We start from the raw sequence: 13,561 nt of genomic DNA on the forward strand, positions 1-13,561 counted from the left end.
CAGAACGCAAAAATAACTAATTCTTTTTGATATTCTATTTTTTAGCAAAAAAATGTTATTCCCGGGTGTCTGTAAATCTCTTTATAATATTGTAGGCCGATACAATACCCAACTCTCCCGCCTTACTCAAATCAGAAATACCTTGCTTGTTATTTCCCAGGAAGATATGCGTCAATCCACGGTTAAAGTACGCTTCAGCCAAATCTGGATTCAGTTCTATTGCCTTATCATAATCAGCCAAAGCCGCACGATAATCTTTCAGCATAGACAATAAGTTGCCCCGGTTATAATATCCATAAACAAAGTCAGGAGCCAGTTGGATGACATGATCCAAATCATTCCTTACGATTTCATAGTCTACCGCCGTCACTTCCGGCTTCTTGGTATCCGATGTTCCGGAGACAGCTCCCTCATTCAATGTAGCCTCGGCTTTCTTATATTCCAGCTGCTTGCAACGCACCAAGGCGCGCATAAAGTATGCCGGGAAGAAGGTATCATCCAGCAAGATACTCTGCGTGAAGTCATCGATAGAACTGGCAAAATCCTGAACCAGATAGAAGTCCAATCCACGCATAAAGCGTTTCTCTGCATTCTTGTCATCTGCCACAATATCCGATGTATGGGCATCAATCAAAGCAAAGTGGAAACGCACCTGCTCTTCCGTCAGCGGAGCTTCCATATTGGTGATGCGTAGCGGTTTCGGGAAAAGTTTCGAGTGATTCAGTTCATCGATATATTTATGATAATGTACGATGCGTTTTACATCACTCATCTTCTCATAATAAGTCAAAGCATACATCGGTTCAAGCTTGATAGTCACGTTCCGGTCTTGTACACGACCACGATAGTCACTCTTGTAGCGTTGGTCAGCTTCCGAGTCATCTGCAATCACAATCTTCCGATAATTCTCCATGTTCTTATCAGATTTCTTACGGGTCTTTCCACCGCCATTTTCACCAGAGTTCTCAGACGAATTGTCGGCTACATCCTTATTATCACTATTGGAATTTTCATTGCCATTGCCGGATGAAACGCCGTTACGCTTGTCAATCTGCATCTTCATGATCTTGAATTCATCCTGCTCGGCACCCTTGTGGTCACCAATCTTCTTACGGGCTTCGGCACGCTGATAATAACCTGCCATAAAGTTGGGATATTCATCTATTACCTTGGAATAGTCGCTGATAGCCCCCCGATAATCACCAGTCTGCGCACGTAACAAGCCACGATTGAAGGTAGCCATCATATTGTCCGGTTCAATCTTCAACACAAAGTCAAAGTCTTCTATCGCCCGGTTGTCATCACCCACCTGTGCACGCAACAAACCACGGTTGTAGTGTCCGAGGAAATTATTCGGATCGATATCCAATGCCAGGTCATAGTCACTCATGGCACCTCTCAGATTATTCTGATGGAAACGCGCCAATGCACGATTGATGTAATTACCGGCATTCTTTGCACTCAGATGAATGGACTGGTCCAAATCGGCTTCCGCTTCCTTATACTTTCCTTGCTGAAGACGTACGATGGCTCTTGCACCCCATCCATCCGGATCATAACGATCCATATCGATGGCTTTATCAAAATCGTGCAAAGCCTGTATCGTATCATTCTGCTTCAAGGAAACTTCACCACGCATCAGATAGGCACGTGTATATTTGGGAGCAATCGTGAGGAGCTTGCCCAAATCATCCTTGGCAGCCTCATAATCTTCTTTCTGGATATGGCAGAGGGATAGGTTATGCCAAAGCACAACATTTTCAGGGTCGTATTTAAGGGCAGTCTGATAGTCCTCAATCGCTCCGTCAAACTTATTTTGCCGGATACGTGCCAAACCTCTAATTTGATAGGCACCTACTACAAAGGGATTTCGTTGGATAGCGGCATCACAGTCAGCTTCAGCCCCCTGGAAATCGTCCAAATTGATTTTAGCCAATCCACGAAAGAAATAAGGTTCATACAAATAAGGCTTCGCGTTAATCACCTGATTGAAATATTGGATAGATAGCACGTAGTCCTCAAAATACAATGCGTTGCGAGCGATAGTCATCACCCGTTCTGTATTGATCTGCGCATACAACAACGTGGGCAACAGCAAAATAGCCGTCAGTATTTTTTTTACCATCTTGTTTTATAAGTACTTGTAAACGAAACAAAAGTAACGTTTTTCGTTTACTTGTCGGGATTAACGGAAGACTTTTTATATTTTTTGAGCCTTTTATACCTTATTATATGGTTTACTTATTTCTTCACTGTTTTCACCTTATAGGTACAATGCGCCTTGCCTTTCAGTAAAGCATTCAACTTTCCTTTTATCATCTGCTTGCGAAGCGGCGACAAATGATCGATGAACATCTTGCCATCCAGATGGTCGAATTCATGCTGCATCACACGAGCCAGATAGCCTTCTACGATTTCGTCATGAGCTTCCAAGTTCTCATCCAGGTATTGCACATGTATCTTGTCACCACGCTTCACGGATTCATGAATTCCCGGAAGGCTCAAACAACCTTCTTCTATAGAAACCTCTTCGCCTGCCACGTCCAAAATATGGGCATTGATATATGCCTTGCGGAAACCTTTATATTCAGGCAGGTCATCCGACAACACATCCAGGTTGATAGTAACCACGCGAATAGGAAGACCGATTTGCGGTGCGGCAAGTCCCACACCTTCGGCGTTTTCCATGGTTTCAAACATATTTTCAATCAGTTCTTTCAAGTTCGGATAATCCGGAGCAATGTCCTCCGCTACCTTTCTTAATACGGGCTGCCCGTATGTATAAATGGGTAAAATCATATTTATAATTAAAAATTAAAAGTTTAAAATTAAAGGTTCGAAAAACGTTTGTTTTCCAAATAAGTTTGCAGAATGATAGTCGCACTGATTTCGTCCACCAACGCCTTGTTCTGCCGGTCTTTCTTCTTCAACCCTGCTTCGAGCATCGTTCGATGCGCCAGAACGGAAGTAAAGCGTTCATCAACATACTCCACCGGCATATCCGGCAATTTCTTCTTCAACGAACGGACAAAAGGCTCGATATTCTTCATATTTTCCGAGGCCTCATTGTTCATCTGCTTGGGAAGGCCTACCAGAATCCGCTCTACCGGTTCCTTTGCCACATAATCAAGGATAAACGGCAGTAGCTGATGTGTAGGCACAGTGGTCAGACCGTTGGCAATCATCTGCAATGTATCGCTCACGGCTATTCCCGTACGTTTCCGACCGTAGTCAATGGCTATTATTCTACTCATAATGGGCTACAAAATTACGATTAAAATTTGAATTCCTCCCCCAATCTTAAATATATTATAACACAAAAAGGGTGTCAACACAACGCTGACACCCTTTTTCTATATAAATTTTCTTACTTCAGACGAAGTTGATAGGTTAATCCACCGCTGAAATACTGCATTTTCTGCATTTGCACTTGAATGTGAAAATGGTTAAACAGCAAGTAAGTTGCACCTAAAGCAAAGTCTTTCGAGTCATATTCAGCTATCAACCGTAGCTGGGGATGAAAAGACGGATTATAAGTGACACCCAATGCAAAGCCATTCAACTTATACTCTTTACGATCATTGTAGAGATAAGAGAGGTGAACACCTATTTCTTCTTTACCTACAATAGGCACATGCTTGCTGGCAGCAATATAGAAACGGCTATAGTATCCGTTCCCTTCGGTAGAACTGATTACTCCACCTCCGGAAGAGGTAAACGGATCGGATGTTCCTACCACTACCGCAGGCATATACTCCCAGAATTGTCCTTCCTTCAAGGCTCGCAATCTCAATGAGAAGTAACGATCCTGATTGGTAAATCCACTATATCCATAAGGTTTCAATCCCAATGCTTCCGCTTTAAAAAGCGTACAAGTATAGGCAACTTCCATCCACGGGAATATAGTAATATTCAGAAAATAATTATAAGTATGATAATACCAGGTAGGCGGCGTCAATTCTTTATTCATGAAATTTCCACCGACCATAAAGGTTTTATCAGGTTGCATTTCAGCCGAAGGGGCATGCAGCAAACCAGTTGTACCATACGTCAATTGGGCAGAAATCGAAAGAGACAAGCAACAAAGAAGAACGATAAAGAGTAGTTTAAACTTCATCATCAAATATAGGTTCAGTCACTAATGATAAAAATCAGATATATTCTATAACAGCAGATATACTAAAAAGAAGGCGTCTGAATTCCAGACGCCTTCATTATTAGAGTCTATTTTCCACTGAAGTTATATTATTCAAGAATAACTACGCGGTTCAAGAAGTTCTTACCGAACATGTTTGCAGTACCACCGAATCCAACGAGTTCGAGCTGATCTTTGTCAACACCCTGAGCGATCAAAGCATCGTAAACAGCCTGAGCACGTTTTTCAGACAACTTCTGGTTCCAAGAAGCGCTACCGGTAGCCTTATCAGCATAACCTGCAACTTTGTACTTCTTATCCGGATTAGCCTTCAGGATCTTAGCAGCCAATTCGATGTTAACCTTACCGTAGTCGTCAAGACGAGCGCTACCAATCTTGAAGAAGATAGCACGAGGACCGGCAACTTCAACTTCCTTAGTAACTTCTCTTACTTCAGGTTTCACGTTAGCCAATGCATTCTTGCAGTTAGCCAGGTCAGCCTGAGCCTGTGCCAGTTCGCTTCTGTATCTGTTGATTTCTGCGTTGATAGCATCTTCGTCAATATTAGAAGCAGCAACAAACTTCTTGCCACCGAAAGTATAAGCCAAACCTACGTTTACGCGAGCAGTAGCTTCAGCCTTGCGGCAGTCGCTTGCATCACCGAAGATAGAAGGAGTTACGCCCAAACGACCTTCCAGGTTAACAGCCCATTTTGAACTGATGTTATAAGCCAAGCCCAAACCTACAGTTGCACCGAAGCGGGCTTTCATACCATCTTCTGTATAAGAATAGGTTTCCTTGCCTGTACCAGCATTAATACTAAGATCAGTATCTACTGCCTTACTTACGTTCATTGTAGGACCACCAAATACATAGAGGTCGAATGCACGGTTAGGATTATAGCCAGCGAACAAATTAATCAGATTTACCATAGCATCCAAGTTAATTTCGCCGAATTTCTTGCAATAACGATGATAACCAGAATCCTGATCATCAAGGCTTTGAGAAATTCCACCAAATTGACCACGCACACCCCAAACCGGAGTGATATACTTACCTACGGAGATATTAAAGTTCATTGTCGGAGTATTGAGACCGTCGTTAATTACGGCCATACCCCCAACGCCTACTCCTACAAAGATATTATCCGATGCCTTATCGGTATAATATTTAGTCTTTTCTTGTGCACTAACCGTAGCACAAGCGCCTGCTAACAATAAAGAGGCTATTATTAATTTACTTTTCATCTTTTCTCTTTAGTTTTAAGATAAATAACTACAGCAAGAAATCAATTAGTCAGCGATTACAATACCGCCACCTGCGTTACCATCATCACCATGACCATGACCGTGACCATGACCTTGAGGAGCATGATTGTGACCCGGAATAGGTTGGTTATCTTTGATTTGCAAATCTGTCTTCGTATAATTTTGAGTCTTAATAGAAGCAAGAACTTCTTCTCCAGCCTTCGTATTAGCATCTGCAGTCTTAACGATCTTATATTCAGTCGTTACAACAGTATAAACTACTTTAGCTTCTGTTTGAGAATGAGCATATACTTTAACGCCCTCTTCAACGGCAGGAGTTTCCTCATAAGTATTCTTAAGCGTACTAAAGAAAGATTCAGCAAGCATACGTTCTGAAAAATCTGTAGTATTAATAACCTTTGAATCTTCCAAAACTAAATTACCAGATTTTTTCGTATACTTCACAGTTGTAGTAACCCAATAATCAGTAGGGTTAGGTACTTCTTTGTTACCATCCTTAGAAACCTCCTGAGTTGTTGCAGTTTCATTCATTTCAATCTTCGTTTCAGGAGCCTCTTTCTGAAGAATAATAGTCGGAGTCAGTGAAGCGAACTGACCAGCTTGCAATGCCGGAACAATTACTTTTACTGATGTGCTCATATCCTTATAAGTAACTCCAATAGTAACTGTTGCACCAGCAAAACTAGGGCTACCTGTAAATGTAGAAGCCGGATCATAGGTAATAGCAGCATCACCTGTTACATCTTTAGTAACGCCATTTTCTACAGCAAGTACAATCGGACTAATAGTGGCCTGTGCATTAATTGGTTCAACTTTTACATTGAACTCTTCCTTCTCACAAGAAGTGAAAGTTGTAGCCAAAGCTACTACGGCTAATGCAAATACTGCACTCATGCCGTTTAAGAATTTAATCTTCTTCATCTCAATAATTTAATTAAAAATTTAACAATTCTGACTTAATAAAATATGGGTTAAAACTATTTTGTTCCATTATATTATCGCTAGCCTCTGCCTTATACTGCTTATAATAAAGTCGTTCGTTACCTGCATTATAAACAATACCCATATTAGCAGAAGTATTCACACGCGGTATATATCCCTTCCTTTTATATTTATAGGGTGGCAAAGCCACTTGAAACCGAAAGCCACCATTAGACTTTGCGTTTTCTGCCTTCATTGCATAAAAGCCTATTGAGCAATAACGAAAATGACGAATCATTTCAAATCTGACTCCTTTTTCCTCCATCAAATACTGCTCGGCTTTCAACGTAAACTGGGTATTAAATTGCGGCCAATAAAAACTGCCTCCTAAAGACCAGGTAACAACCCATGTCGAGGGATCATAATGCAATTTAAAGCCATCCCAATATCCCGTTCCCGTATATCCAATTCGGGCCAGCAGCGAAAAACGCTCATCATTAAAAGGACGGAAAAACTCCGCATCAAAACCATATTGGTCTGCATTAAAATAACCAGCGGTCACCTTACCGAATATATTATACGGCAATCGTAAACGCTGCGATATCGTCAAGTTACCAGGATGAACCTTACCTTCATACTTCCCATACCCATCATTATAAACAGGCACCTTCAGCTGTGCAGTTACCTTCATCCCTTTCCAAAACGAAACTTCTATAGCAGGACTCAAATCAAACAAGACCTGATAAATCTGCGTAATTATCAGATTCTTGAATGCCAATTGAGGATACACCAATACATCAACCTTAAACAAAGAACTATTTTTCAACTTTATCTTTCGCGCCTCTTTCCATGCATCACCCAACTCATAACTGACATTCCAGTCGTTGCGTTCTGCCTGAAGCACGCTATCACCCTTTAAAGGATGATAATAAAGTGAGATCTGAGGTACATTATTGTTTAAAACAATTATCCGGCATGACTTTTTCTCCGGTAAACCCATCTTTTGGATGACATCCACCGCCTTGCTTATGCCGACCCCTTGTAAACGATATGCAGAATTCTGCAGAACATATACACGTTCATTGCCGTCTTCTGTCCATCCAACATTTTCAAATCCCATCTCTACTAAAGTATTTACGGTACTTTCCCCCGTTTGGCAAAATCCCTTTAAAGGAAGCAAACAGTATAAAAAGAACGCCGCGCATTGCGCTATTGTTTTAGTATTTAGGCACTTTCTTATGTTAGAGTTTTTATACCTCATCTTTTTCAATCATTTTTTGTGTTCACGCAACACAAAATATGGTGCAAAAATAGACACTTTTTTAATAATACCAAAGATTATTATATGAAAAAATGAAATAATGTAGTTTTTTCTTCAAAAACACCTGATAAACACCCAGAATGTTTATATGTAATGTCTTAACTATCCTGAACTATTAAGGAGTATTATGCGCTTTTGTAGACTATAATGTTGTTTTTTGTGTCATATAGTAGCTTTTTATCAATTCTCGCTAACTCGTTCAGCATCTCCAAAAAGAACAATTAGAAAAGCCTTTTATAAAATTAAGAATAAATATGCATTAATTCCACATATATACATTATAACAGACAACAGATACTACCAAAGAACAAATATCCTATCAGTAAATTCGTTTATTCCCTGCATCGGGAATGCATCTTCAATAGTTCCTGTTCGTATCTGACTATCCCCCTTTATGTATCTTCTCTTTACCTACTCCTTGCTTATAGTAAGGAGTAACTAAGGAGTAAGTAAGGAGTAGGTAAGGAGAAGATAAGAAGAAGGTAAGAAGAATTAATGATTAAAAATACAGAATGACATATTGTATTCCGGCTTTAACTGAAGGTTATGTAATATTAGGAATAAGTGCAACAGCCTTTTTCTTGCTCTCATCTACAAGTTTAGCGTAAACCTGTGTTGTTTGTATATTGGTATGCCCCAGCAACTTGGAAACGGTATACAAATCGACTCCTAATGTCAACATCATTGTAGCATGTGTATGACGTGCGGTATGAAAAGTGACATGCTTGGATATTCCTGCTTGTTCTGCCCATCTATATAGTATTTCATTACTTCGCCCCAATGAAATTAAGCCTGCAAACACCCTATCCGAGTTCTGAGCATTTCCCCTATGCGGTAAGTACTTTAATGCCTCAGTGCTCAATGGAAGCGATATAGCCTCTTTCGTCTTTTGTTGTATGATGTGCAGCAATGCATTTCCATTCTCCTCATAACGTATGTCTTTCCATCGTAAGGCTACAATATCGCAATGCCGCAACCCGCAAAAACAGCTAAACAAAAAGGCTTTCCTCAGCAGAGTATTATAAAAAGGAGTGTGCACTAAATCTGTCAGTTCTTTCATGCTGAGATAATCCCTCTCTGTCCGGAGGCGTTTGGGTTTATCTTCACTTTTCATTTTATCAATCGGATTACTGGTTATATATTCTTCAGAAACAGCACAATTCAAGCAATAGCGTAACGTCTTAAAATAATGGAGTTGGGTATTAACATGCAATGCTTTTTCTTTCTTACTATGTTTTTGTTTTGCTTTCTTCAAATAATCTATGAACCCTAATAAATATGCCTTATCTACTTTTCTAAGCAATATTCCATCGGGGGTATAGTTATCCAAATGGCATATAACAGCATGTATCGTACTTTTCCGTGCCAGGTTATCAGCACTTTGCTCTGCTATGTCTCTCATATAATCAGTTAATTTCACCTTAGATACTTTAGTGCGGTTAAATCCATAAGTCTGATTTTGTAATTCTACGATCTTCTGAGACTTTATTGCATTTGCTAACTTCAATGTTTCAAGGTTCTTGTTCTTGTCTATCCTGTCACGTTCGGGGATGATATACAATTTTAAGAACTCATATTTCCGTTTTCCATCCAAATATATATCCAGGTATATAGACTGGCAACCATTGGCCAGTTTCTTTGTCCTAACTTTTATAGGCTCTTTTATTTTCAATTGCTTTCTCATAATCTTATCTATCAAAAAAACACACATTTATCTGCTATTAGTCACAAAACAGTAACAAAAGTCACTCATAAAAGATTTGGTATTTCATTTTTATTCTCTACAATTTAGTCTTTTTAGATTTATTCCTCTGAATATCAGCAATTAGCGTTATATGATTAAGACGATATATAGACTAAATATAGCAACAAACCAGTAACAATCACCTATCAAAAGTGAAGGATAGAGAAGGATAATCATTTTCAATAAAAGTAGCAACATTCAATAAATTCAATTGATATTCAAGGCGTTACATATTTATTCTGATTTCCTGTTTTTTACGATGTCATTTCCGGAGAAAAAGCCATGCCGGATAATTGTACTCGATAATAATATACCCCAAATTTCTCTTTACTATCACGTTGATAATAAAGTAGATACAATATCAAAACCAAGCCATCAAGATTGGAATGTAAGTTACGATTTAGGTGAGACATGGAAAGAGGTGAAAAAAGTAAAGAGAAAGAATAGTTCTTTGTTTAAAGTAGATGTGGTGGTATATCCGGAATTATCTCTTAAGAATCTGGTAATAACACAGATATACCAAGTACTGTTCAATCTGGCTCCGGCCATTGAGGTTTCTCTATGGAAAGGCATGAGATTGACAACACAATTGGTATTGCCTGTTTACAACGATGGATATCCATTCCTATATAACAAGGTACATCCGGGTTTTATAGGCATTTCGCAAATGATACGCCTACCTTATAATATATGGGGGACATTTACCATAGGACACTTTAGCAATGAACGCTATGGCATGGATCTGAAGCTCACGCATCGCCTTATCCGCGACAACCGTTTCGGCATAGAAGCACGGATAGGATATACGGGAGTAGCATATTGGGATGGGTTTACCTGCCATTACGGTACAAAAATGAAACTAACATGGTCGTTGGGAGGCAGCTTCTACTGGCCACAATATAATATAGAAACAAGCATGAAGTGTGAACAATACTTATTGGGAGAAAAGGGAGTGCGAATCGATGTCATCCGCCACTTCCGCTATGCCTCCATCGGTTTTTTCGCAATGAAAAGTCCTGATGCCAAAGCTAACGGAGGATTTCGCTTCCAAATAGCACTTCCACCTTACAGATATAAAAGAAAAGGATATATACCCCGCGTCACCCCATCCAGGAACATGGGAATGGCATACAATGCCGGAAATGAGCAATACAGCTACAAGACTTATCGTGCATCTCCGGGAGACAACATCATGCAATCAAATAGTTTTAATCCATATTTTATTAAATCAGAATTGTTAAATTTTTAATTTTATTGAGATGAAAAAGAAAAGTTTATTTGGGTTTAGCGCTAAGTTAGCGTTAATGTTAATAGCAATCTGCGGCATGTTTGCCAGTTGCTATGAAAAAGAAGAGATCAATGTAGAAGGTCCAAGCACCGAAAAGCCGGTATACAAGATTGCAGGCGTCGTTTCGGATGCTGTTACCGGAAAGCCTCTGTCAGGAGCAACAGTCAATAACACAACTACCGGAGCAGACGGTACGTATGAGATGACTGTAGATGCCGGGATGAACGTCATTACGATCTCTAAGGCAGATTACAAAACCGTAACAAGTTCTGTATATGTAGAAACCATCGAGAATGGCAAGACTGCCGTTTATACTGTAAATGCAGCCATGTATCCGGGTTATGACGACCCGACATACAAAACTGTAAAATACAGCATCAAAGGTAGCGCAAGCGACACATCGGGTGCAGCTGTAGCCTTGAAGTCTGTAGTTATTGCAGGTCTTGACAATGTAACTGTCAGCGGCAACGCTTTTACTGTTGAGAATGTACAGCCGGGTAATTATGCAGCTGTACTGACTGCCGAAGGTTACAACAAAGCCTATGCAAACATCTATGTTGCTCCGGTTGCAGCACAAGAAGGTGAAGGCGAGCAAGTTGCCGTTACGGTTGCTACTGTACTGATGCAGAAGACTGAAGCAGAGCAACAACAAGAAGCTAAATACTATATTGGAGGTATGCTTAAAGATGAAAAAGACGCTGCTATCAACAATGCTACCATCAAAGTAACTACCAATACAGGCTTTAGCGGTACGACTACCAGCGATGCCAAAGGTATCTACAGTGTAGAAATTCCTGCCAAGTACGTATTGCCGACAACAATGGCCTATATCACTGTAAGCAAGAACGGATATATAGAACAGACAATCAGCATGTGGGTTCCTCTGAAAGAAAGCGGTGCCGTATGGCAATACACGGGTACTTTCACCATGAAGATAGATACCACTACTCCTCCCGATCCTGACCAAGAAGTAGGTGGTGACGAAACATTGGAAGTTCCTGTGGAAGACGCCAAGCCGACTCCGGTAGAAGATGCATTGAAAGACGCCAACATCAGTTCAAGTCTTGAAACTGTAGCAGAAGAATTAGGTATCGACTTGAAAGAGCTTGAAAACATACCGACAGTAGAAGTTAAATCTGATGCTGTGGTAGAATTGGTATCTACTGAAGCTGTTATCGACGAAGAAACTGGTGAAACAACCGGTGAGACAAAAGCTGTAGCAGACCAGATAACTATTCCTGCCGGAACACAGATTTACTATGTAGGTGGAAAAGCTGAAAACGTTTCTTTGAAACGCGATATCATGACAGAAAAGACTACAGCTGCCGTTCGTACTTATGAAGGTCAGCCCAGTGGTGCAGTATTCTCCAAACCACTCGAAATCAAGTTCGAGGCTCCGACTACTGTAACCGTAGAACCGGACTATGTACTCGGCGTTCTTTATCTGAACGAGAATACCAATACCTGGAAAGCAGATGCCAATAACTATGCCGAGTATGACATGAGCTCCAAAGCATTTGTGGGCAAGATTAATCACTTCTCCAAGTTCAGATTCGGTTATGTTTCTGAGGTTAAAATCGGAGCCAGTGCAGACTTGGCAGCCGAATACATTAACAAACCTTGCTTCACCGGCTCTGCATCTGCCAGCGTAACTGTAAAAGGCAATTATTTGGGTGGTACTGCTTATGAAGGCAAGACTCCGGCTGAAGCTGCTGCCGCTGCTTTACCAAGCATGAACAAGGAGACAGCCAACTATGTAGCTCTGCTGCTTACTAAGATGATCAAGGCTGACAATGCTAACATTCTGCCTAACAGCAGCTATACTAACCAAAGTGTATCTGTACAACTGACTGTTGCACCTTACAAGCAAGTCAAAGGATTCAATCTGACCAGAAAGCAACAGATGAAGACTTACACCGTTCAGGTAATCACCAAAGACAAGAAGACAATCGATGTCACGGTAACAGTGAAGAAGATTATTGCTACAACCATCGAAGCTGACTTGGAAATCGGTCATACACATGGTCATGGCAACGGTCAGGATCTGAATGCCGGTGGTGGTATCATCGACTTCGAATAAGAGGATCTTTTCTAAGTGCTCATTGAACCGGAGGCATCAGAATGTATACAACAAGAATGAAGCAACTATGCATCGCACTATTTTTTGCCTGCATACCTTCTCTGCTTCCGGCTCAATTAACGTATGGAACCACCGGCTTGCTTCATGCCCCATCGGCAGAAATGCAACGGGACAAAACGGTAATGCTGGGCGGTAACTTTTTAAATAAGGAGATAACTCCTCCTACGTGGTACTATCATACGTACAATTATTTTTTGAATGTAACCATTATGCCATGGCTGGAAGTGGCATATACGTGTACCCTTTTCAAGGCGGAAGCCTTAGGGCTGAAACCTTACGGTTATAGCGGATTCACCAATCAGGACCGTTACTTTTCATTCCGCTTGCGGGCTTTGAAAGAAGGACAGTTCTGGAAATATATGCCGGCAGTTGTTTTGGGAGCATCCGATCCATTCACCTCTTCCGGAGGCGGGAAAATCAGCTCGACCGAAGGAAACGGATATTACAACCGTTTCTATATTGCCGCCAGCAAGCATATCGCTATAGGGAAAGAGGAGATCGGCATACACCTCTCCTACCTATATAACCAAAGAAAGGAGTACAAACTAAATGGAATAGCCGCCGGCATCAGTTACAATCCGGCTTTTGCTCCCGATTTGAGGGTTATAGCCGAATATGATTCAAAAGATGTTGCACTGGGTGCCACTTACCTGCTTTTCAAACATCTGCACATGCAGGTGGAATTGCAACGGTTGAAATATTTCAGCGGAGGAATTTGTTTTCAGTTCCGATTGAAATAAAAGA

11 protein-coding genes are annotated in these 13,561 nt (G+C 40.7%); 3 read left to right on the forward strand and 8 right to left on the reverse strand.

Going from position 1 to position 13,561, the window contains the following annotated elements; all coding sequences use genetic code 11:
- Positions 1-55: 55 nt before the first annotated feature.
- The 8 genes from AAE250_RS13140 to AAE250_RS13175 form a co-directional block, all read right to left on the reverse strand.
- Positions 56-2,125, reverse strand: a complete 2,070-nt coding sequence (locus AAE250_RS13140; protein ID WP_294600717.1) for a tetratricopeptide repeat protein — start codon at positions 2,123-2,125, stop codon at positions 56-58.
- Positions 2,126-2,241: 116 nt separating this feature from the next.
- Positions 2,242-2,799, reverse strand: a complete 558-nt coding sequence (def, locus tag AAE250_RS13145) for a peptide deformylase (RefSeq protein ID WP_294600718.1) — start codon at positions 2,797-2,799, stop codon at positions 2,242-2,244.
- 29 nt (positions 2,800-2,828) lie between these two features.
- On the reverse strand, positions 2,829-3,254 hold the full coding sequence (ruvX, locus tag AAE250_RS13150; RefSeq protein WP_294600720.1) for a Holliday junction resolvase RuvX: 426 nt from the start codon (positions 3,252-3,254) through the stop codon (positions 2,829-2,831).
- A gap of 113 nt (positions 3,255-3,367) precedes the next feature.
- A complete protein-coding gene (locus AAE250_RS13155) occupies positions 3,368-4,120 on the reverse strand; it encodes a YjbH domain-containing protein (protein WP_294600721.1) in 753 nt (250 codons plus the stop codon).
- A gap of 125 nt (positions 4,121-4,245) precedes the next feature.
- Positions 4,246-5,382: an OmpA family protein gene (locus AAE250_RS13160; RefSeq protein WP_294600722.1), complete on the reverse strand. Its 1,137-nt coding sequence runs from the start codon at positions 5,380-5,382 to the stop codon at positions 4,246-4,248.
- A gap of 45 nt (positions 5,383-5,427) precedes the next feature.
- The gene (locus AAE250_RS13165) at positions 5,428-6,324 is read right to left on the reverse strand and encodes a DUF3869 domain-containing protein (RefSeq protein ID WP_294600723.1); all 897 of its coding nucleotides are present in this window, start codon (positions 6,322-6,324) and stop codon (positions 5,428-5,430) included.
- Positions 6,325-6,337: 13 nt separating this feature from the next.
- Complete coding sequence (locus AAE250_RS13170) at positions 6,338-7,585, reverse strand: YjbH domain-containing protein (RefSeq protein ID WP_294600724.1); 1,248 nt, start codon at positions 7,583-7,585, stop codon at positions 6,338-6,340.
- Between the two features lie 604 nt (positions 7,586-8,189).
- Positions 8,190-9,329 (reverse strand): site-specific integrase, encoded by a 1,140-nt coding sequence (locus tag AAE250_RS13175; RefSeq protein WP_294600725.1) that lies wholly within the window; start codon positions 9,327-9,329, stop codon positions 8,190-8,192.
- 319 nt (positions 9,330-9,648) lie between these two features.
- Between AAE250_RS13175 and AAE250_RS13180 the strand changes: the two genes are divergently transcribed.
- Genes AAE250_RS13180 through AAE250_RS13190 form a run of 3 tightly spaced genes read left to right on the forward strand, consistent with a single transcriptional unit; the run spans position 9,649 to position 13,557 of the window.
- Positions 9,649-10,638 carry a hypothetical protein gene (locus AAE250_RS13180; protein ID WP_294600726.1) on the forward strand — a complete coding sequence of 330 codons (990 nt, stop codon included), beginning with the start codon at positions 9,649-9,651 and terminating at the stop codon, positions 10,636-10,638.
- A 55-nt stretch (positions 10,639-10,693) separates the two neighbouring features.
- Positions 10,694-12,757, forward strand: coding sequence for a DUF3869 domain-containing protein (locus AAE250_RS13185; RefSeq protein WP_294600727.1), 2,064 nt, complete (start codon positions 10,694-10,696; stop codon positions 12,755-12,757).
- Positions 12,758-12,813: 56 nt separating this feature from the next.
- Positions 12,814-13,557, forward strand: coding sequence for a YjbH domain-containing protein (locus AAE250_RS13190; protein WP_446715756.1), 744 nt, complete (start codon positions 12,814-12,816; stop codon positions 13,555-13,557).
- Positions 13,558-13,561 lie beyond the last annotated feature (4 nt).

The organism is Bacteroides sp. GD17 (assembly GCF_038448625.1).
GTDB lineage: Bacteria > Bacteroidota > Bacteroidia > Bacteroidales > Bacteroidaceae > Bacteroides.